General features: G+C 44.4%; 18 protein-coding genes. 16 read left to right on the top strand and 2 right to left on the bottom strand.

Features of this window, described 5'->3' with window-relative positions; translation table 11 throughout:
- The first annotated feature begins 132 nt into the window (after window positions 1–132).
- The 14 genes from asnS to FBF61_RS19835 all read left to right on the top strand — a co-directional run bounded on the left by asnS (window position 133) and on the right by FBF61_RS19835 (window position 17,031).
- On the top strand, window positions 133–1,569 hold the full coding sequence (gene asnS, locus FBF61_RS19895) for an asparagine--tRNA ligase (RefSeq protein WP_138480574.1): 1,437 nt from the start codon (window positions 133–135) through the stop codon (window positions 1,567–1,569).
- A 99-nt stretch (window positions 1,570–1,668) separates the two neighbouring features.
- Window positions 1,669–4,749 (top strand): DUF6443 domain-containing protein, encoded by a 3,081-nt coding sequence (locus FBF61_RS19890; protein WP_138480572.1) that lies wholly within the window; start codon window positions 1,669–1,671, stop codon window positions 4,747–4,749.
- A gap of 178 nt (window positions 4,750–4,927) precedes the next feature.
- Window positions 4,928–5,185: a hypothetical protein gene (locus FBF61_RS19885; RefSeq protein WP_138480570.1), complete on the top strand. Its 258-nt coding sequence runs from the start codon at window positions 4,928–4,930 to the stop codon at window positions 5,183–5,185.
- 143 nt (window positions 5,186–5,328) lie between these two features.
- Complete coding sequence (locus FBF61_RS19880; RefSeq protein WP_138480568.1) at window positions 5,329–5,829, top strand: hypothetical protein; 501 nt, start codon at window positions 5,329–5,331, stop codon at window positions 5,827–5,829.
- A gap of 450 nt (window positions 5,830–6,279) precedes the next feature.
- Window positions 6,280–7,143: an RHS repeat-associated core domain-containing protein gene (locus tag FBF61_RS19875; protein WP_138480566.1), complete on the top strand. Its 864-nt coding sequence runs from the start codon at window positions 6,280–6,282 to the stop codon at window positions 7,141–7,143.
- Window positions 7,140–7,496, top strand: a complete 357-nt coding sequence (locus FBF61_RS19870) for a hypothetical protein (protein WP_138480564.1) — start codon at window positions 7,140–7,142, stop codon at window positions 7,494–7,496. Before FBF61_RS19875 ends, FBF61_RS19870 begins: the two co-directional genes overlap by 4 nt.
- A gap of 190 nt (window positions 7,497–7,686) precedes the next feature.
- A complete protein-coding gene (locus tag FBF61_RS19865; RefSeq protein WP_138480561.1) occupies window positions 7,687–7,983 on the top strand; it encodes a hypothetical protein in 297 nt (98 codons plus the stop codon).
- Window positions 7,984–8,163: 180 nt separating this feature from the next.
- Entirely contained in the window at window positions 8,164–8,430 is a 267-nt protein-coding gene (locus tag FBF61_RS34905; RefSeq protein WP_205748304.1) for a transposase, read from the top strand.
- A 17-nt stretch (window positions 8,431–8,447) separates the two neighbouring features.
- The gene (locus FBF61_RS19860) at window positions 8,448–9,293 is read left to right on the top strand and encodes an IS3 family transposase (protein ID WP_205748309.1); all 846 of its coding nucleotides are present in this window, start codon (window positions 8,448–8,450) and stop codon (window positions 9,291–9,293) included.
- A 387-nt stretch (window positions 9,294–9,680) separates the two neighbouring features.
- On the top strand, window positions 9,681–10,772 hold the full coding sequence (locus FBF61_RS19855) for a hypothetical protein (RefSeq protein ID WP_166444571.1): 1,092 nt from the start codon (window positions 9,681–9,683) through the stop codon (window positions 10,770–10,772).
- An 81-nt stretch (window positions 10,773–10,853) separates the two neighbouring features.
- Window positions 10,854–11,993: a hypothetical protein gene (locus FBF61_RS19850; RefSeq protein WP_138480555.1), complete on the top strand. Its 1,140-nt coding sequence runs from the start codon at window positions 10,854–10,856 to the stop codon at window positions 11,991–11,993.
- A 97-nt stretch (window positions 11,994–12,090) separates the two neighbouring features.
- The gene (locus tag FBF61_RS19845) at window positions 12,091–13,302 is read left to right on the top strand and encodes a serine hydrolase domain-containing protein (RefSeq protein WP_138480553.1); all 1,212 of its coding nucleotides are present in this window, start codon (window positions 12,091–12,093) and stop codon (window positions 13,300–13,302) included.
- Window positions 13,303–13,364: 62 nt separating this feature from the next.
- Window positions 13,365–15,326 carry an NADH-quinone oxidoreductase subunit L gene (gene nuoL, locus FBF61_RS19840; RefSeq protein ID WP_138480551.1) on the top strand — a complete coding sequence of 654 codons (1,962 nt, stop codon included), beginning with the start codon at window positions 13,365–13,367 and terminating at the stop codon, window positions 15,324–15,326.
- Between the two features lie 37 nt (window positions 15,327–15,363).
- Window positions 15,364–17,031: a complex I subunit 4 family protein gene (locus FBF61_RS19835; RefSeq protein ID WP_138480549.1), complete on the top strand. Its 1,668-nt coding sequence runs from the start codon at window positions 15,364–15,366 to the stop codon at window positions 17,029–17,031.
- 4 nt (window positions 17,032–17,035) lie between these two features.
- On the opposite strand, the gene FBF61_RS19830 is transcribed toward FBF61_RS19835, so the two are convergent.
- Both FBF61_RS19830 and FBF61_RS19825 read right to left on the bottom strand, forming a co-directional pair.
- A complete protein-coding gene (locus FBF61_RS19830) occupies window positions 17,036–18,163 on the bottom strand; it encodes an ATP-binding protein (RefSeq protein ID WP_138480547.1) in 1,128 nt (375 codons plus the stop codon).
- A 226-nt stretch (window positions 18,164–18,389) separates the two neighbouring features.
- Entirely contained in the window at window positions 18,390–18,800 is a 411-nt protein-coding gene (locus FBF61_RS19825) for a hypothetical protein (RefSeq protein WP_138480545.1), read from the bottom strand.
- A 263-nt stretch (window positions 18,801–19,063) separates the two neighbouring features.
- Here FBF61_RS19825 and FBF61_RS19820 point away from each other — a divergent pair, with 263 nt between their 5' ends.
- The gene (locus tag FBF61_RS19820) at window positions 19,064–20,179 is read left to right on the top strand and encodes an acyltransferase family protein (RefSeq protein ID WP_138480543.1); all 1,116 of its coding nucleotides are present in this window, start codon (window positions 19,064–19,066) and stop codon (window positions 20,177–20,179) included.
- 48 nt (window positions 20,180–20,227) lie between these two features.
- Window positions 20,228–20,935, top strand: coding sequence for an ATP-binding cassette domain-containing protein (locus tag FBF61_RS19815; RefSeq protein ID WP_138480541.1), 708 nt, complete (start codon window positions 20,228–20,230; stop codon window positions 20,933–20,935).
- Window positions 20,936–21,052: the final 117 nt, after the last annotated feature.

The following is a 21,052-nucleotide window of genomic DNA, read 5'->3' as shown; positions in this document are numbered from 1 at the left end:
CGTCTGTGGAAGCAGAAAAGTAAGTTGCCGTTTCAGAATAGGTTTTCGGAACGTAATTTGTAATTTTGCGCCTCATTCGGGAAACCGGTGCAATTAAGAATACAGAAATCAAAAGATTGAATTTATAACAAAATGGGACCTCTGCAGATCAAAGAATTATTAAAAGCCTCTCCTGAGCAACAATCCGTTACAGTCAAAGGCTGGGTAAGAACCAAACGCGAAAGCAAAAACGCGATTTTTATCGCGCTGAATGATGGTTCGACCATCCATAATATACAGGCGGTTGCTGAACCAGGACAGTTTTCTGCGGAGTTGCTGCTGACGGTAACTACAGGGGCGTGCCTGAATATTACCGGCCAACTTGTAGAATCGCAGGGTTCTGGTCAGGCTGTGGAGGTAAAAATCCAGGATATCCATGTGTATGGTGCGGCTGACCCAGAGGTTTATCCGTTGCAACCCAAAAGGCATTCGCTTGAATTTTTACGTGAAATTGCCCATTTGCGTCCGCGTACCAATACTTTTAGTGCAATTCTCCGGATCAGGCATACGCTCGCTTTTGCGGTGCATAAATATTACAATGACAAAGGGTTTTTCTACCTGCATACTCCGGTGATCACGGCTTCGGATGCGGAGGGTGCCGGGGAGATGTTCCGCGTTACTACTTTAGATCTGAACAAATTGCCAAGAACCGAAGAAGGTGATATCAATTTCAAGGAAGACTTTTTTGGACGCGAAGCTAACCTTACAGTTTCCGGGCAGCTCGAAGGCGAACTTGGTGCAATGGCGCTTTCCAAAATTTATACTTTCGGACCTACGTTCCGGGCCGAGAACTCCAATACAACCCGCCACCTTGCGGAATTCTGGATGATCGAGCCGGAAATGGCTTTCTTTGAATTGAAAGACAATATGGACCTTGCTGAGGATTTTGTAAAAACGGTCATCAGTTACGCCATGGAAAACTGTAAGGATGACCTGGAATTCTTGCAAAACCGGCTTGCTGAAGAAGAGAAAAACAAACCGCAGAACGAAAGATCCCAGCCTTTGCTTGAAAAATTAAGCTTTGTAGTCGACAATCCTTTCGAGCGTCTGACTTACACCGAAGCCATAGAGATCCTGCTGAAATCCAAGCCACATAAAGAAAAGAAATTCCAGTATCCGGTAGGATGGGGAATTGACCTTTCCAGCGAGCATGAGCGATATCTGGTTGAAAAACATTTCAAAAAGCCGGTAATCCTGACGAATTATCCGCGAGAGATCAAGTCGTTTTATATGAAACTGGACGAAGACGGCAAGACGGTTCGTGCGATGGATGTACTTTTCCCTGGTATCGGGGAGATCATCGGCGGAAGCCAGCGTGAAGAGGATTATGATAAATTGCTGCAGCGGGTACATGAAGTAGGTATTGATCCCCAGAACCTGTGGTGGTACCTGGAAACCCGGAAATTCGGTACTGCGCCGCACTCCGGTTTCGGACTGGGCTTTGAACGTCTGGTTCTTTTTGTAACAGGAATGAGCAACATCCGCGATGTGATCCCTTTCCCGCGCTATCCTAAAAGCGCTGAGTTTTAAAATAGTAATAGCCCCGGTTCAAGTCGGGGCTTTTTTTGTGACCTGAGAAAAGAAGCTGCGTCTAAATGAAGATTTTATTCATTTAAACGCAGCTTTTTTATGGATTCTTTATTGAGAGCTTTATTTCGAACGTGGCGTACACACCTGCATCACGCTCTAAAATCCCTGCTGTTCCTGGCAGCATTGCAGACTGCCTTCGCCCAGAGCGGCGACCGCAATTATGTCCTCTCTCGGACCTACAAACAAACCGGTGCCAACCCCAACGATGTAAGCAAAGTACAGCTTCAGGTCCGGTATTTCGATGGGCTGGCAAGGCCTGTCCAGACGGTCCAGGTAGGCCAAAGCCCCTCGGGTGCCGATATGGTCGCCCCGGCCGAATATGATGAGTATGGCAGGGAACCCCGGCAGTACCTGCCCTACCCCGTCACTGGCGGAGGCGGGAACTTCCAGGTAGGGGCCGCCGCTTCCCAGGCATTTTTCTACACCGCCAACACTGCCGGCCTGAAAGCCGACAACCTCTCCAGGGCCTACCAGGAAACCTTCTTTGAAGCATCCCCCCTGGGCAGGTCCACCGGCAGCCAGGCGCCGGGAGGCAAAAGTGCTGCCGCCTCCATAGTATTGGGCTCCAATGTGGCCGGTGAAGTCAAACGCTACGACTATGTCCCCAATGCCGACATCCTGCTGACGGTTTCCCAGCAAGGCAGCTATGGTGCAGGCACGCTCTTCCGGAAACAATCCACCGACGAGCAGGGCAATGTTACCCGCGAGTATACCGACCGGCAGGGCCAGATGGTCTGCCGCGTCATTGCCGGGGCCGTGACACTGGCCACCTACTATGTATACGATGACCTGGGACAGCTCCGGGCCGTATTGCAGCCCCAGTACCAGGACGATGCCAATGCGGCCAATTTTGCCTTTCTCTACGGTTATGACGACAGGGGGCGGGCAGTTGTCAAAAAGCTGCCCGGTGCGGGACTTTTGGAGACGGTATTCGACCAGTACGACCGGCCCGTTTTGTCCCGCGATGCCAACCAGCTGGCCCGGGGCGTATGGGCATTTACCAAATATGACGCGCTCAACCGCCCGGCCGTTACCGGGGAAATTGCCTCTGCCGCCACCCGCCAAAGCTGGGCGGGCACTGTCGATGCCGGCGCCCAGCACCACGAAGACCGCGCCAACGGGACCCTGGCAGGCTATACCCTCAACAAAACAGCGCCGCTGAATGCCACCGAGGCCAACCTGCTGACCATTGTTTTTTATGATGATTATGCTTTTTCAAAAGCGGCGGGCTTGTCCTATTCGCCGGTGTATTACCCTGCTTTCAATAATTTGGTCAAAGGGCATATTACCGGCGGCAGGGCGAGGGTAATGCCGGGCAACGGCGGGGCGGGCGGCTGGCTGACCAATGTGACCTATTATGACAAAGAGTACAGGCAGGTCCAATCCGTCAGGCAGCTGCACGAGCTGGGGCCTACGGCCATGGAACGGGCCTCCATGCTTTATAAATATGACCTGGCCCCGGTGGTCGCAGAACAGAAAACCGAGCAGGTTCTAGCCAGTGGCACCCAGGTGCATTGGCAGACTTTTACCTACGACCATGCAGACAGGCTGCTGGAAGTAAAAGAGAAGGTTTCTGCCGGTGGGGAGGAGAAAGTGGCCGTGACCCAGGCCCGGCGTTACAATGCTTTGGGACAGCTCTCGCAAAAATGGCAGCATTCCGGCGATGGCATCAAGTTCAGGAGGAGGACCGGGTATACCCACAACATCCGGGGCTTGCTGACCGATGTCAAAACGGCTTACAAGATCAAGGAAAATCGGGCGGACTCTTCTTTTTACAACATCGGCCTGGATTATGCCAACGGCAACAGCTACACCAACGGAAATATCTCCCAAATGCAATGGTCGGGCAAGGCAGAGGACACCTTTACCAAAGGGCTGGTATTTGCTTACGACAATGCGGGCAGGTTAACCGGCAGCACGGGGCTTTTTAATTACAAGGAAACCGAAAGCGGCATCACCTACGACAAAAACGGCAACATCAAAACGCTGGTCAGGAATGGGACGGCGGGGACCATCGACAACCTGGCCTATTCCTACACCGGCAACCGGCTGTCGGCCCTCACCGACGGGTCCGGCAGCGGACTGGGCGTGAAGGCGGGCGTGAGCGGCTATGGTTACGACGGCAACGGCAACATGCTCACCGACGGCAACCGCGGCGCTGCCATCACCTACAACTACCTGGACCTGCCCAGGACCGTGACCATCGGCGCCAAAACCTTCAGCTACGACTACGACGCCACCGGCACCAAACACCAATACATTGCCGACACGCTGACCATCAAATACGCCGGGGGCTTCGAGTACAACGGGGCCAATGTTTTCAAACGCCTTGCCCTCTCCGACGCCCAGGCCGTTTTCCGCAAAGATTCCCTGTGTTTTGACTATTATCTTAAAGACCATCTGGGCAACATCCGGGTCGTTTTCAATGAGAAGGGCAAGATCTTGCAGAAGACGGATTATTATCCCTTCGGCCTGCCCATCAACCGCGACGGTGCCCCGCCACAAGTCCAGAATTGGGTGAACAGGTATTTGTATAATGGGAAGGAGCTGCAGGTTGGGAGCGGGTATCTGGATTATGGGGCGAGGATGTATATGGCGGAAGTTGGGAGGTGGGGGGCTATTGACCCATTAAGTGAAGTGGCCAGACGTTTCAGTCCATATACCTATGGCAATGACAATCCGCTTATATTTATTGATCCGGACGGCATGTCATCCTGGCATTTTGAAGGAAAGGCTGCGGAGGAAATGTTCCGGGAAGTGCAGCGGGAGCAGGAGGAACGGGACAGGAAACGGGGGGCGTCTGATTCGCCTAATGTCCGGGCGGCGGAAGCGAAAGCACTTGCAAACGACACTTTCGACGCTTCAAAGCCAAGGGCTTCCGGTCGTGTAGAAAACGATTACACCTTAGAAGCTTTCGCTATTCCGCTGGAAAGAGGAATAGTACTTTTGAAGGGAGCAAGAGGGCTTCTTGCAAAGTTTCTTAAGTTTGGTGGAGAGGAGTTTGGGGAAGCTGGTGCTAAGGGGGGTCTTCAAACAGCGAATAGCATTAAAATTACAGGGTTTGCCAAACATGGCTTAGATAGAGCCATAGAACGAGGCGTAAAACCTAACGCAATTTAAGATGCAATAAAAAATCCTTTAAAAACAGGAAATGTTGTTACAGACCAATTAGGTCGCAAAACCAAAGATTTGTCGGTCAATTTGGAGAAGTTATTATTAATCCCCAGACTGGAAAGATAATATCTGTTAATCCAACATCTTCAAGTAAAGCAGCGAAACTTTTAAAACAATCAGGGCAATGATAATTAAACTAAACAAGAATCAGTTTGACTATCTGATTTATAGTCTTTCTGAAGAACAAAATTTATTAAGATTAAAGCTGAAGAAAGTCAGTCAAGAAAATCAATTTGTCTTTATAGAAATTGATGAAGAAACGTCCGATGAAATCCGTGATTGGGCAAGTGATGAATTGCAAAGAAGGGGATTTGATATAAATTATGAGTTGACTCCAGATGGTAAAATATTAGAAGATCTAATAGATCTATTTTATGTATAATAATGAAGAAGTGGCTGTAAGCGGGTTGTTCAATAACATTCCAGTAAATGTTGGACGCTCAACTGTTTTAATTCGAGGTAATGTGATTATTGGAGTTCCCAGACTTGGTACAATGTATATTCCTTAAACTATTAAACTATGAGTTGGAGAAGACGATTATCAGAAATAGAAAAGGATTTTTCTTTCACAAAAAAAGAGACTGGAAACCCGCAATTGCACTAGTTAATGATTTATTAACCGAGTATCCTGATGATGTTGATCAAAGCATAAGAGCTATATATCTTTTGCATAATATTTTAGTGGAAGATGAGTATCCTAATGAAGAGCTAGGTAGAATGATTGATTTGTTACAAAAATGGTTTAATCAATCAAAAGAAAAATTTTCAGAGAATGCAGAGTATTTATTTTTTATGTGCAAAATACTTCATATTGCTGAATGGTATTTTGGTCTAGAAAATAGCCATTTGGGAATGGAGTTTCAAAAGAAGGCTATGGAAAAAGAACCTGAAAACTTGTTGTATGAATCGGCCTATCGCCTTTCTTGTGAAGGGGATATGGTAAAAGGATATTTATCTCATCAAATAATTGAACATTATAAGAGTAAAATTGATTGGCTAAAAACGAAAGGTTTTCCAGGTAATTAAGTATTGGAACACTTAACTATGAGCAATGACGAATATTTAAAAAATGGAAATTAGAATGAAGTTATATATTAGAACTACCGAAGAAAATACAGTGAAAATACCTTCACAACTTACATTTAAAATCAACTAAGTCATGGCAAAAATTACATTTACCGGATGGGAGCCTGGTATAAAAAAAACTTTTTATCAAATTACTTCATGAAAAAGCTGGATTATCATTGGTGGATGCTAAAATATTTAAAGATGATTTAGTTGACAAAAGAAAAAATTATTGTTGTCGAAATCAACGACAGAAATTTGGCCGACTTAATTCTTAAGGAAGCACGCGAATTAAAAGTAACAGGAGATATAGAAGAATAAGCTGAATTATCCGATTTATTGAAGAATCCAAAAATTGAGCGTATTTCAATTCAATGTTAATCACCTCAATGTACTCATGTCCAGAACTGAATGAACAGGTATTTGTACAATGGGAAGGAATTGCAGGTTGGGAGCGGGTATCTGGATTATGGGGCGAGAATGTATATGGCGGAGGTGGGACGCTGGGGCGTGGTGGATGCTTTGGCGGAGATTTATGAGGGTTGGTCAACATATGCTTATGTTTTTGACAACCCGATAAATTGGACTGATCCAGATGGCCGCTGCCCTACTTGCCCACAAGGCAGTGAAGCCAAGAAAACTTATGCAGACGGTGCTATTGTAACCAATCAATACGGCTCGTGGACTTGGACGGGAAAAGAGTGGCAAACCAATTTGCCTACATCGGTTCCTTCCGGCTCGCAAGCCATGGCAGCCGTGTCGGGCTTCACAGGTTGGGCCGACCAGATTTGGAATGGCAACCGTGCTTGCAGCGACGGCCGACAAGTGAGTAGTGATGGCATCTTACTCGATAGGATGACACCGAGAATGGGAACCCCGCCTGATATTGGTATCGGGAAAGTTGGATCAGTTGTCAATATTGGAGGCAGTCTTAGAAATATCTTGGGCACTTATAGCTGGTCAAACAGTCGGCTTGCACAAGCAGCCAAAGAACTAGCAAGTGGCAAAACTGCAATAAAAGTTGCTACAAGAGCGGATGCCGAAGAACTATTTTTGGGTTTGTTTCAACAAAAAGAATTTAAAAATACTACTGGTTGGAACCCGTTAGATGCTAAAAGTTGGTTTAGAAAGGGTGGGCATTATCACTGGGATGATAACTTTGACGGCGCAGGCAGACTTGTCGGACACGGTCCAGCAAATCCACATGGGGATATTCTACATCTGCAAATTCATGATGAAGGCAATAAAATCATTAGAATCTTTTTCGAAAAATGACAAGAGGAGAACATTATACAAATGGTTTTGTAACCAAGATCTGGAATAACCTGATTTATTCTCAGAACAATATTTCTCAAAAACTTGATGATAATCCAGATTACACAATTTGGATTTCGATAATCCCCAATGCTTTGGACGACAAAGGAACCAGATGGATGTTTAAGATACTGATATACAAGGTTAGCAGTAAGAATAACCTTGATGATTATCCCTTAGATATAGATCTGTTTGTTGAAATGGAATCAGAATATTATTGTACTGCCGTCGACGATTTGCTTGTTTATTTGGCTAAGAAAAATATAAATAATTCGAATTTTGACGCTTCTTGGAAAGTAGACGCCCCGCTCTAAAATATAAAGAATTTTAGCAAAACCGTCTGGAACAGACTCTATTACGAAGGGCAGCATATTGCTGCTGAATTGCAGCCCACGATGCCAGGTTGCAGGCGGTGGGCTGCAATATACAAAGCAAGGCCTACCCACCCCTTATCCCCCTGGGAATTTGGCATTTTCAATATAGTCCAATTAAACCGTAACTAAAATGTACAGTAAACACGATAAACGAAGATTATATTGGCTTATAAACCAGTATTTATCAGGTAAAATTAGTGAAACTATATTTTGTGATGATTTTCATGATACCCTTGTTAATGAGATGTACTACGAAGGTCTTACAGATATTGAATATGAAACCTTTTCTGATTTAAGGGATGTATCACAACGGTTTTCAGAATATGAAGAAGATTTAACATTGTGGAAAGGATTCTATACCGCTAAACAATTAAAACAAAAAATAATAGAGACTAAAGAGAAGTTACAAGAGCAAAGCCCGATTTAGTTTGAGATTTTAATTTATTGAAATAGGCTATTGTTTGATTGAGATTATGTAGGTAATGGAATTTATGAAGAAAGGTTCAGGCCATTTAGCGGAGGTGTTCTTATGAGTGATACGAAATTGTATGCTTCCCTAAAAACAGAGTGGTGATGAATTAGACAAATTTTCTAATTTTAATCTGCTATGAAACGGAACACATTCACAGAAACTCAGATCGTCAAAATCCTCAAAGACCTGGATTCTGGCAAACAGGCAAATGACGTCGCTCGGGAAAATGGCGTCTCCAAAGCTACACTGTACAATTGGCGCAAGAAATACAGCGGTATGGGTGCTTCGGAACTAGCGGAATTGAAGGCTCTCAAAGAGGAGAATCGCCGTCTTAAACACATGTATGCAGAATTGGCTCTTGACCACAGACTGGCAAAAGAGATCATCGAAAAAAAGCTTTAAAGCCTGCTCAGAAGCGGCTGATAGCTTCCGATATTTCTCAGGAAGCTGGATTTAGCATTGAGCGGGCGTGCAGAGTTTTGCATTTAAGTACCGGCGTTTTCTATTACAAAACTGTCAAGAACGATCTGCCTGTTATAGACATGCTTAATGAGCTAGCAGAAGAACATCCGACAAGAGGTTTTGATTGGTATTACGGCAATTTAAGAAACAAGGGCCTACCGTGGAATCGCAAACGGGTGCTTCGAATCTATCGAAATATGGATCTCAAATTAAGACGTAAGCGAAAAAGGCGTATTCTGAAAAGGCCAAAGCAGCCCTTAATCGAGGCTAAAACGTTGAACGAAACTTGGAGTATGGATTTTGTCAGTGATGCTCTTAGTTCCGGCAGACGTGTGAGAACATTAATAGTCATGGATGATGCCAGTAGAGAAGCACTTGCAGCACATGCGGATTACTCTCTTTGTGCCGGTAAAGTCATACAAGTATTGCAGCAGTTGGAATGCGAACGAGGGTTGCCACTATCAATAAGAACTGACAATGGCCCTGAGTTTATTAGCAAGAAACTGGCTAATTGGTGCGAAGAAAAGCAGATCGAGCAGAAATTTATCCAGCCTGGAAAGCCAATGCAGAATGGGTACAACGAGAGACTAAACAGGACTTACCGGGAAGATGTTCTGGACGCATACTTCTTTGATTCTCTGGAGCAGCTGCGCATTTTGTCTGACAAATGGCTCGACAATTACAATAGTAAGCACCCGCACAGGTCAATGAAGGGACTAACACCGAATCAGAAGCACACACTGTTGAAAGAAAGTGCCACGAAAAAAGAAGTAGTAACTATTGAAATCAAAAGCCAAGTCTAAATCACAACCCCTCTAAAAATGGGAAGCTTACAGAATCATATTATCTCACTGACTCGATTAATTTTAGAATTCTGCTAGGGCAATGTGAGGACTATGAGCTATATCGTTGCCAATCAACTGGTAATACTATTATGGCTGTAAAATATTCAAGAAGAATATATTATGGAAAAGAAACGCCAATTGATACTCTCTATTTTTCAATAAGTAAATTAAAAGAGGAAGGCGATTTCGATTAGTTAAAATAATTCACTGAAATCAGGTGTCACGTTAGTTGACACCTGATTTCAGTGAATTCTTATTAATTAACCAAACATCAATCACACAACTATGAAAAATGTATTTATGCACACTTTGAAGACTGCCATTTTAACTCTACTATTTCAATCAATGTCATATTCAAACACTCTTGCACAGGGGAAATGGGTTGAAGGTTATATTATTACAAATCAAAATGATACCATACAGGGTCTGATCAGAGATGCCGACTGGGCAGAAAGCCCTGAAAGCATTCAATTTAAAGGCAAAGACGGGCTTGTTACCATGATTTCGGCTACGAATGCAAACGCATTCAATATCGGTCCTGATCATGACATTTATAAAAGCAAGAAAATAGGCCTATTGCGTATAACAGTGACCGATACATACAAAGCAGATCCTTCATTAGAGACTTTGGATTCGGTACAGGTGTTTTTGCAGGAAGTGGTGGCAGGTGGCAAAGCATCTTTGTATCTATATTTAAATGCTAAGGAAGAACCACATTTTTTTATTGAAAATAATCATTCGTTAAAAGAGCTTTATTACTATCCTTTCAACAAAATAATTCGCAATACCACTTACCTATTAACGATTGATGAGTACAAAAATCAGCTTAAAAAATTAACAGAAAATACAATTTTATCGAATGAACCTATTCCTGTATATCAGGAAAAATATTTAAAAATATATCTGGAAAAGTACAATAATATATTTCCAGATCATCATCAGATATATCAGTCTAAGGATAACAAATTGACTTTCGATGTCGATATAAATACCGGTCTTGAAAATTGGAAAGAGGATCGCCTGGTTCTCAATAATAAATTTACTTTTGGCGTAGGTATCAGAATCAATTTACCGCGAAAACATTATAATCGTCACCTGAAAATCAACTATTTTCTCACACCCAATTTACTGGTACGTGATCAGAATTCTTACCGGAAAGTTCTTTTGAAGACACTTGAAGTAGGCGTGGGAGGTTATTTTGGTGCGAAAAGCGTACGTCCTTATGTTGGCTTGCATTACAGCATTGCAAGCGGTGGGTACCGCTTCGACTTCCTCGGACTGCAGGCCGGAATAAGTTATAAGCGACGATTTAACCTGGAAATCGGGCACTTCGCAAACTTCATCTCACCTTTTTACGGAACCCGGTTTTTAACACCTCCAAGGATCAGCCTGCATTATCTTGTCAATTTGAATGATCAGCGTAACAAATCACGCTAAAAAAGACGTGCTCCCCCCGTTACCTTTTCAAGCTTTACCGTATTAGTAAAGTAAATACCGTGAATCCAAACCATCACAGACTTGAAAAGGTTATTCCAAATTCCGACGAATTGCATCGTTTTGATGTTTCTTTTTTCATTATTACTCGTTTCTCCGGCGGCGGCGCAGGAGGATTTTCAAATTAAATGGAGTATGGACGAACATTTGGCTGGCACATCGAGCCATGCTAATTTTTCACCGGAGGATGCGAAGCTGGCTGGCGGGGCCAATACCAATGCCTTAAATGGGGGATATGGCTACACCAATGCCGTGGTGGCTGCGCATGTCGTCAAACCCTGGCCGGTTGCTTTTTCCAGTGGACGTTATATTGAATTTATGTTTGCCGCCAATACATTCAAGTACAACATCAATTCTATCTCGTTTCGATTAAAAAGATCCGATACGGGTCCCAAACAAATAAAACTTCGCAGTAGCATCGATGGTTTTACGTCCGATTTAATTTCCTCTACCCTCGTCAATGAAAATGTATTCTACCCATTCTCAGTGCCGACCAGCTTCAACAATCTTTCCGATAATACATTTGCGATAAGGATTTACGGAAATAACCCTTTCAATACGACTCTTGGCGTGCTGTGGTTTGATGAAATCGTTATTAATGGTCAGGTTTTACAAATAATTTTGCCGGTAGATCTTACCTATTTCAAAGCCGAACACATTGAAAATAAGGTGAATCTGACCTGGGAGACGGCCTTGGAAAAGAATAGCCATGAATTTGTTGTAGAGAGAAGTAGCGATATGGCCCGGTTTGAAGAGCTTGGCAGGGTTACTGCCTCGGGCGAAACAATGGGCAGAAAGCAGTATAGTTTCACAGATGACATGCCTGTATCGGGTGTCAGTTACTACCGGTTGCGAATGGTCGACCTGGATCAGTCATTTTCATTTTCTCCAACCAGGGATGTCGTCATTCGTGATCCGTCAGCTGGTTTGCAAGTCTTGCCCAATCCGGCCTCTCCGAATTACATTAGCATTAAAGACAATGGCATTGACCCGCATCATCTTTTATTTACCGATTATGCCGGCCGGCCGATTAAGGGTTTTTACGAATACAGCGTGCCTGGTTTCATAAATCTGGTGCCGCAGCAGCCACTTTCTTCGGGTTTATATCTTTTGATCCACAACAAAAACGGACGGAAAGAACATGTGAAAGTATTAGTTCCATAAGCTTGTGTGCCTTTAATTTGTAAGAATTAATATAAATAATGCCTGCGACCTGTCGTTAGCATAACAACGTTCTTAAAAAATTAATGGCCAAAAGCCTATGTTGAAAAAAGTGCAGCCGAAAGTGTGGTGGGCGGCATTAGCTGTCCTGGTAATCCTGAGTGTATCCTGGGGGTTGGTTAGAAAAAACAGGTCGGAGCCGGAAGAAAGGGTCATTAACGCGAAAAAAATAGCGAAGCTCGATCCCGTTCCGGTCAAAAATCCTGATCCTGCAACTGCATTAAAAATCAGTAAGATTGAAGATATTTTCCGGCGGAAAAAACGCGCCGGTTTCAACGGAAATGTCCTGATCGTTCAGAAAGGACAGATCCTGTACGAGAATTCTTTCGGGTTCGCACACCTTAGGGATAAGGATTCCCTGACCAGCAATTCCCGCTTCCAGCTGGCTTCTTTGTCCAAACCTTTTACGGCCATAGCTATCCTCAAATTGATTCAGGAAGGACGCGTGAGCCTGGACGATTCCGTTCAGCGGTTTTTTCCCGATTTTCCATATCATGGTGTAAAAGTGGATATGCTCCTGAGCCACAGGAGTGGGCTGCCCAATTACATTTATTCGTTCCCGGACAGCGTACGCCGCGGCAGGAAGTTCCCGGATAACATGACAATCCTCGACTGGTATGCCAAAGTGATCCCGACGCCCACGCCTTACAACCGGCCGGGAAGGTCATTTAATTATTGTAATACCAATTACTGTGTGCTCGCCGCGATCGTTGAAAAGATCACCGGTGAAGATTTTGGCAAATATCTCAATGCACAGATTTTTGCACCTCTCGGTATGCTAAACACCTTTTTGGTGACAGATACATCTTCCGCCGCATTGCAGTTCAGGACGGCGGGGCATCAATATGGAAGAAGGCTTGAAAAGGATTATTTTGACGATGTGGTCGGGGACAAGGGACTATACTCAACTACCGGCGACATTTACAGATTTTACAACGGGTTGACGTCCGGTCTGTTACTGGACAAAAAGCTTTTGGATGAGGCGTTCAAACCCAGAAGTTTTGAACGCGCAGGTATCAGGAATTATGGCTACGGTTTCCGGATGCACACCAAGCCTGATAACACGCCGCGCTTCCTCTACCACGGAGGCTGGTGGAAGGGTTACAATACCATGCTCTGGGTATGTCCGGAGGATGAGGCGGTAATAATTGTCCTGGGAAACAGCTACAACCGGTCCACATACGATCTGCGGGAATTGCTCGAAGTGATCCATGGTGAAGGTAAAATTGAAGATATTGAGAAAGAAATCTAGCATTGTTTGAATTCGGTCTCGAATTCAGGATATTTGCCGACATAAACGAATACCAGCCTCTTATGCCCGATTCCGCATACTTCTTACCCGCTTGTCTGCTGTTGGGATTGCCTTTTCTGGTTTTTCTTTTGCTTTGGCTGGGAGGGAAAAGCTTCAATAAAATTGCGGGATGGATAGGGGCGCTGACTACCGCCGCCGGGCTGTTTGTTACCCTGAAATATGCCGACCCAAACATACTGCATACCATCCGGTTCGACTGGCTTCTGATCGGGAGCACCACCATTGAACTTTCGTTCCAATTCGATACGCTTACCTGCGTCATGCTTTCCGTGGTACATTTCGTGGCGCTGCTGGTGCAGCTGTACAGTACTGCCTACCTGCACGACGATAAAAACCTGCACCGGTACTTTGCATTCATACAGCTTTTCCTTTTTTCCATGATCGGAATAGTGCTTGCCGGCAGTCTGCTGGTGATGTACATATTCTGGGAACTGGTGGGGCTTTCGTCCTATTTGCTGATCGGATTTTGGTATTTGAAAAAAAGACCTGTCTGGGCCGCGCAAAAAGCGTTTGTCCTCAACCGTATCGGTGATGCTGCCTTTCTCACAGGTATTTTAATGCTGTTTTACTATATTGGTTCTACCGACTTTGAGGTTATTTCTCTCCAAATGGATATGTTGAGCCCGGGCATTTTAACAGCTATTGGCTTATGTCTTTTTGGAGGTTGCATGGGCAAGTCGGCCCAGTTCCCTCTTTCAGGCTGGCTGCCGGATGCGATGGAAGGTCCTACTCCGGTTTCAGCGCTTATTCACGCAGCCACAATGGTGGCGGCCGGTATTTTTTTATTAGCAAGAATATCTTTTTTACTCACATTTGATGCGAAGATTGTCATTACCGTTATCGGGACAATTACGATGGTGATCGGAGCATTGAAGGCCACGCAGGTGTGGGATATCAAACGCGTTCTGGCGTATTCAACCATGTCGCAGCTGGGGCTGATGGTGATAGCAGCGGGTTTCGGCAGCTGGCAAACCGCGCTTTTTCATTTGACCACTCATGCGTTTTTCAAAGCAGGATTATTTCTTTCAGCAGGCTCTGTGATCCACGCAGTGACACCTTCCCAAACTGACGATACTTTTGATCCGCAGGATATGCGGACAATGGGTGGCTTGAGAAAACAGCTACCTGTTACTTTTATATGTTTTTCAATTTGTGCGGCATCTTTGGCGGGTTTACCGTTTTTTTCCGGCTTCCTTTCCAAAGACGCGATCATTACCGAAGGCTTTTTATGGGCTGGTCAGATCGGAGCCTGGGGATACGTATTTCCGATCATTATTCTGCTTTCAGCGGGTTTGACGGCTTACTACATGACCCGCCAGATGTGGCTCGTGTTTTTTGGCGAAAAAAGATATCAGGTTTCTCCTTCGGTGCATCCGCACGAATCTCCCGTCATAATGTGGGCGCCGATGGTTCTGCTTTCAATCCTTTCCGTTTTTATATGGTTCGCATGGAACCCGGTCGATGCCGGAAGCGGCTGGTTTCTGTCTTTTATCGGCGTACAGGAAGCGGCGCATTTGACGTGGGTGCCTTTCGCAGCGGGTGCGGTGACGTTCCTCTCTATTTTTCTGGCGTATAAAGAAATTAAAACTGAAAATCCATTTAAGGTCGGCAGGACAGAATCGTCAGTTGATATATCCACAACCCGGCTGGCCTGGCTGAGGGATTATTCAAACGACCAATACTTTATTATTCCTTTTAGCTTTATTGCGGCATTCCTGAAAAAAGTTGAAAAGCGTATTATTGACACCTTTGTTGACAATCTGGCGAAAGGAAATGTAATTCTCGCCCACCTGATCAGCTGGTTTGATAAGAACATCGTCGATGGCGGGGTAACGCTGACTGTATTTCTGATACGTTCGTCGGGGCAGGGAGTCCGGAGCCTTCAGAACGGTCAGATCCAATCTTATTATGTAGTTTCGGCTGTTGGGGTATTTTTGTTGATATTGTGGTTGGTTGCCATGTAACCAGGATTGGGCCGGGCAGCTTTTAATTTATTTTTTGATGATTGATCATATACTCAGCTTATTAATTGCAATTCCTATACTAGGCGCAGCTGCGGTGGCCGCCTGGCCTTCACGGCGTCCGGAGCATTTCAGGTTGATCGCACTTATCGCCCTTATACTTGAATTTGTCGTTGCGGTTTTCCTTTTTACTTCATTCGACAATCAGAATCCTGGTTTTCAGTTGAGCGAAACCGTCGACTGGATCACCCTGCCGATCGGCTCGCTGGGTATTGTTTCCATTGATTATGCTCTTGCCGTTGATGGTATCAGTTTTCCACTGGTGCTGCTGGCCGTGATCGTGCTTTTTGTCGGGGTGGTCAGTTCTTGGAATATTCATCAAAAAACGCGTGGCTATTTCTCGCTTTATCTGCTTTTGACCGGCAGTGTGATTGGCTGCTTTCTCGCGCAGGACTTTTTCCTATTTTATCTGTTTTTTGAATTCATGCTCCTGCCTATGTATTTTTTGATCGGGTTATGGGGTGGGCCACGGCGTGAGTATGCAGCATTGAAGTTCTTTATTTATACTTTTTTCGGTTCGCTTTTGATCCTGATCGTGATGATCGGCCTGTATTTATCTGTGATCGATCCATTAGAAACGGCCCGGACTGTGGGTATTTTGGGAATTGAGGACGCGGCGCATCCCGATATCATTCCACAGATACAGCAATGGCTTGCCGACGGCCGGATCGCGCCCGAGCAGCTGGTACATACTTTTCGTTTCGCATATCTGGCCGACGCCGCCAATTACATCCAGGGCTCTGCATTGAGTTTTGTTTCTCAATATACGATACTGGATATTCCTGTAAGGCTCCTTGCTTTCTGGTTTTTATTCATAGGTTTTGCTGTCAAATTACCGGTTGTACCGGTTCATACATGGCTGCCGGACGCGCACGTGGAGGCTCCTACGCCCATCTCCGTGGTTTTGGCAGGAATTCTTTTGAAAATAGGAGGTTATGGTTTTATACGCATCGTCGACGGCTTCTTCCCACTCGAAGCATTATACAGTGCAATTCCGCTTGCGGTCCTCGGATTGATTTCTATAGTTTACGGAGGTTTTAATGCTTTAGGCCAAAATGACCTTAAAAAAATGATCGCCTACTCCTCTGTTTCCCACATGGGTTTTGTTCTGCTTGGTATCGCGGCTTTTACTGCAGAAGGAATTAACGGGGCTATTTATCAGATGGTAAGCCATGGTGTACTTTCTGCCATGCTGTTTTTATTGACAGGCGTGATATACGACCGCACCCACGACCGGAGTATTGATCACTACCGCGGGATTATTGGCGTAATGCCTAAGTATACAGTTATTACCGGTATCGCTTTTTTCGCTTCCCTAGGATTGCCTGGATTTTCCGGCTTTGTCGGAGAGCTGTTTACGTTGATGGGTGCATTTCAGTCTGACGCTTTGCCGGTATGGATACCTGCATTGTCCACACTCGGAATTGTACTCGCGGCCGCCTATTTTCTCTGGACTTACCAGCGTATGTTTTTCGGTTCTTTTTGGTATAAAAACGGAGGCGAACACGTACTCACGGATTTGACTTTGCGCGAAACCTGGCTCTTAGTCCCGCTAGTCGTTCTTACAATCTTACTCGGGATTTTACCGGGCATTCTTTTCGATATGACTGGGCCTACGGTTCAGGTTTGGCTGAAGGGGTTGCGGTGATCGTTTAGCCAGCTAAAAAATCGTCTCTGTTAGCGGGTGTTACCGATATTGTTTCTGCCTCAGGATAAGCATTCAGAAATGTAGTCGGAAATCTTTTTTTTGTGTCCGTGTTCCATTTGAATTCTGCAGCCAGCAACCCTTTGGAGTTTTCTTCGATATAGTCAATTTCCTGCTGCTGTGTTGTCCGCCAGAAATAGATCTTAGTGTCGGCTTGCTTTTCTTTGAGCACCTTAATCCTTTCGCTGATAATATAATTTTCCCATAATGCCCCGGTATCGCTGCGGTTTTTTATATTGTTGAAATTGTTTGTAATAGCATTGACAATGCCATTGTCATAAAAATATATTTTCTGCCCTTTCTTTATTTCATTCCTTAAATTCCGGGACAAGGCTGGCACACTGAAAAGCACAAAGGCTTTTTCCAGCAGATTGATATACTTTTCTACGGTTTTATTATCTGCCTGAACCAATCTTCCAATCTCCGTGATATTGACCTCACTTCCAATCTGTAAGGCAAGTGCCTTCACGATTTTTTCCAGCAACACCGGTTTTTTTATTTGTTCCAAAGTGAGCAAATCTTTGTATAAATAACTGTTCGCGATGAGTTTAAGGTGCTTTTCTGCATTTGTGGGATCAACAATGATCTCCGGATAGGAGCCGTAGATCAGCCTTTGTTCAAGAAGTCGCTGTTCGGTTAAAAAATCTGTGTTTTTTAATAATTCCCCGTAGGATAGTGGCAATAATTCCATTTCATAGCGTCTGCCGGTAAGCGGTTCATTGATGTTACCCGCAAGCTCAAAGGAAGAAGAGCCCGTCGCGATGATCTGGACTTGTTTGAATTGGTCGACAATGATTTTGATCAAAATCCCTACCTCCTGAATACGCTGGGCTTCATCCAAAAAAACGATTTCATTGTCGCCGATGATCCTGCCGAGCATCGTCGCATTAGGCCGGGAAAGCAACTCGCGCGTGTCGGCATCGTCGCCATTGAGACGTAATGTTTTTTTTGCAATTATATTCAGCAGCTGTTCGGAAAAAGTTGTTTTGCCTGCTTGTCTGGGACCATAAATAATAAAGGCTTTCCCTTTGAATAAATGGTCTTTTGCAAACTGAAGCTGATTTCTTTCTATCATAACCTGATGGTTTTACCCATTAAAGTTATAATCATTTTGGATCGTAATCCATAATAACCATAATATTTTTGGATTTGAATCCACAATAATTATAATCATTTTGGATTTGAAAGGATTTTGGGCTGTCGGCTATCAGCTTTTGGCCATCGGAAATTTAATGTTGCTATAAATGACAATACATGACCACACATGACACACACTTGGCCGCTGATAGCCGGTAGCCCCTTCATTTCCCAAACCATTGGTCAAAACTGAATCTGCCTTTTTTCATGAGTGCTTCAAGCTTTTCCTGCTGCTGAGGGGAGAGCACTTCTATTATTTCCAGGCGCTTTTCCTCGGCTAGTCTGTTTTTATGACGTCGCTTGGTATCGCTGCGCCTTGAAAGTTTTCTTTCCATGCGGGCGTATCTTCTGTCAATTTTTTTAAGCTGCTTTTGCTGCCGTTTCGTGAGACCAAGCTCGGTGGCAAACTTGTCAAGATTTTTTTCAAGTCTGCGATTATTGAGCTTACTTTTGGCGAGCGTTTCCTCCGATTGGTAGGAATCGTCCCGGCCGGAATTGTAAGTTGAATTGGATGTCGCGCAGCCGGTAAAAATGAGCAGGGCGGCGAGGAAACAGACTATCGATAATTTTTTCATGGGGCGTAGTTGCTGTGTTAAAAATATTGATGCTAATAACGCAGACAACTATCCCGGAAATATATAAACCAGCGGATACTCCTGTAAAACCTGCCGGATTTTTTTCATTATCCTCCCGACTTATATGTTTATTTAAATAAATGTACTTTCGTTGAACGGTATGAATGGTATTTTTTACGAACTTTCCAGTAAATAAATTTAGATTTTATTTTAAACTATCCTATATTTTCCAAATTTTATTTCCTTTTACCCTTATTTATCAGATGAAAGAAAGTTCTTCTTCGCAAAGGTTACTGTCGCTGGATACTTTGCGCGGGTTTGACATGTTTTGGATTTCAGGAGGCGAAGAGATTTTCGCAGTACTGGCAAAGGTTACGGGTTGGTCCTGGGCCATATTTCTCGCTCACCAGTTTACACATCCTGATTGGAACGGTTTCCGGGCTTACGATCTGATTTTTCCTACATTCCTTTTTATGGCGGGTGTCTCCACCCCGTTTTCTCTGGGCAGCCGTCTGGAAAAAGGTATCCCGGCTTCTGACCTGGTAAAAAAGGTAATTCAGCGTGGTATTATTCTGGTGATTCTCGGCATCATTTATAATAACGGTCTTTTTCATACAGAATGGAGCAGGATGCGCTATCCCAGCGTTTTGGCACGGATCGGATTGGCCGGCATGTTTGCGCAGATCATTTATTTATATACCGGAAAAAGGGCCAGATGGATTTGGTTTGCCGGCTTGTTGATAGGCTACTATCTCTTCATGGTGTTTTTTCCCGTACCGGGCTGCGGCGCCGGGCTGCTTACGATTGAATGTAACCCGGCAAGCTACATTGATAAAATGATAATACCGGGACGTTTGCACCAGACGATACATGACCCGGAAGGCCTGGTCTCAACCATCCCGGCGATTGCAACCGGGTTAATGGGGATATTTGCAGGGGAGCTTTTGCGGACAAGCGAAGAGTTAATTTCTAAAAATAACAAGGTGGTTTACCTGATATTCGCAGGGATAGTCAGTCTGCTGCTGTGCCTGGTTTGGGATTACTTTTTCCCTATCAACAAGAATTTATGGACGAGCTCGTTTGTGCTTTGCGCAGGAGGATTTAGTACACTATTGCTGGCTTTGTTCTATTGGATTGTTGACGTGCTTAATTACCGGAAGTGGACACTGTTCTTCGTTGTAATCGGTATGAACTCCATTGTAATATATATGGTAGGCAGTTTTATCAATTTCGGTTTTACTGCCGAAGCGTTGTTTGGAGGAATATTAAGTTACTTACCCGAACCCCTAGAAGCCTTGGGAGAAGTCTTCGCATTCATAGCAGTCCAGTGGGCATTTATGTATCTATTATACAGAAACAAACTCTTCCTAAAAGTCTAACACTTAAAAATTCAGTCATTCAAAATTCACTCATTCACACATTAAAAAATGTCCATCGAAGTCACCAATCTTACGAAAGTCTACGGATCGCAGCGTGCTATTGACGGAATTTCATTTTCCCTGAAAAAAGGGGAGATAGTAGGTTTCCTGGGTCCAAACGGAGCCGGGAAATCCACTACGATGAAAATTCTCACGGGCTATCTGAAGCCAACGGAAGGTGTGGCAAAGGTTTCGGATTATGATGTAACGCAGCAGTCTATGCCTGCCAGAAAAGCCATTGGCTATCTGCCAGAGCATAATCCGCTCTATCTGGATATGTATGTAACGGAGTTTCTGCTTTTTTCAGGAAAATTATATGGAATGAAGGGTGCGGCACTGACGGCAAGAGTGGAGGAAGTTATTACTATGTGCGGTCTGGAGGTTGAAAAACGAAAAAAAATAGGACAGCTTTCAAAAGGATACCGTCAGCGGGTAGGACTTGCGCAGTCTTTCCTGCACGATCCTTCGGTACTGATCCTGGATGAGCCAACGACCGGCCTGGACCCCAACCAGATCCAGGAGATCAGGGAAGTGATCCGCACAGCGGGAAAAGACAAAACAGTTCTTTTTTCCACGCATATTATGCAGGAAGTGGAAGCGCTTTGCGACAGGGTGATTATTATTAACAAAGGAAAAGTCGTCAGCGATAGTTCGCTGGATGCACTCAGGCAAACCGGAAATTCTCTGGAAGAAATTTTCCGAAACCTGACGAATTAACATAGGCTATTCAAACTAATTGTTAAGTGGATAATTCGTAAAGCAAATATTAGAATTGCCTTAAAACAGTATTTATTTGGATTTAAAGATAAATTTTAAGTGTTATTATTGTAACCT

The sequence above is a fragment of the Dyadobacter bucti genome, assembly GCF_005869225.1.
GTDB classification, from domain to species: domain Bacteria; phylum Bacteroidota; class Bacteroidia; order Cytophagales; family Spirosomataceae; genus Dyadobacter; species Dyadobacter bucti.
Note: the sequence above shows the minus strand (reverse complement) of the source record. Positions and strands in the feature narration are given on the sequence as shown.

Excerpts from the sequence above, each read along its gene's own strand:
- FBF61_RS19820 (WP_138480543.1), top strand. The coding sequence starts at position 19,064 with ATGAAAGAAAGTTCTTCTTCGCAAAGGTTACTGTCGCTGGATACTTTG.
- FBF61_RS19825 (WP_138480545.1), bottom strand. The coding sequence starts at position 18,800 with ATGAAAAAATTATCGATAGTCTGTTTCCTCGCCGCCCTGCTCATTTTT.
- FBF61_RS19835 (WP_138480549.1), top strand. The coding sequence starts at position 15,364 with ATGATTGATCATATACTCAGCTTATTAATTGCAATTCCTATACTAGGC.
- FBF61_RS19875 (WP_138480566.1), top strand. The coding sequence starts at position 6,280 with ATGAACAGGTATTTGTACAATGGGAAGGAATTGCAGGTTGGGAGCGGG.
- FBF61_RS34905 (WP_205748304.1), top strand. The coding sequence starts at position 8,164 with ATGAAACGGAACACATTCACAGAAACTCAGATCGTCAAAATCCTCAAA.
- FBF61_RS19815 (WP_138480541.1), top strand. The coding sequence starts at position 20,228 with ATGTCCATCGAAGTCACCAATCTTACGAAAGTCTACGGATCGCAGCGT.
- asnS (WP_138480574.1), top strand. The coding sequence starts at position 133 with ATGGGACCTCTGCAGATCAAAGAATTATTAAAAGCCTCTCCTGAGCAA.
- FBF61_RS19870 (WP_138480564.1), top strand. The coding sequence starts at position 7,140 with ATGACAAGAGGAGAACATTATACAAATGGTTTTGTAACCAAGATCTGG.
- nuoL (WP_138480551.1), top strand. The coding sequence starts at position 13,365 with ATGCCCGATTCCGCATACTTCTTACCCGCTTGTCTGCTGTTGGGATTG.
- FBF61_RS19855 (WP_166444571.1), top strand. The coding sequence starts at position 9,681 with ATGTCATATTCAAACACTCTTGCACAGGGGAAATGGGTTGAAGGTTAT.
- FBF61_RS19865 (WP_138480561.1), top strand. The coding sequence starts at position 7,687 with ATGTACAGTAAACACGATAAACGAAGATTATATTGGCTTATAAACCAG.
- FBF61_RS19890 (WP_138480572.1), top strand. The coding sequence starts at position 1,669 with ATGGATTCTTTATTGAGAGCTTTATTTCGAACGTGGCGTACACACCTG.
- FBF61_RS19885 (WP_138480570.1), top strand. The coding sequence starts at position 4,928 with ATGATAATTAAACTAAACAAGAATCAGTTTGACTATCTGATTTATAGT.
- FBF61_RS19845 (WP_138480553.1), top strand. The coding sequence starts at position 12,091 with ATGTTGAAAAAAGTGCAGCCGAAAGTGTGGTGGGCGGCATTAGCTGTC.
- FBF61_RS19830 (WP_138480547.1), bottom strand. The coding sequence starts at position 18,163 with ATGATAGAAAGAAATCAGCTTCAGTTTGCAAAAGACCATTTATTCAAA.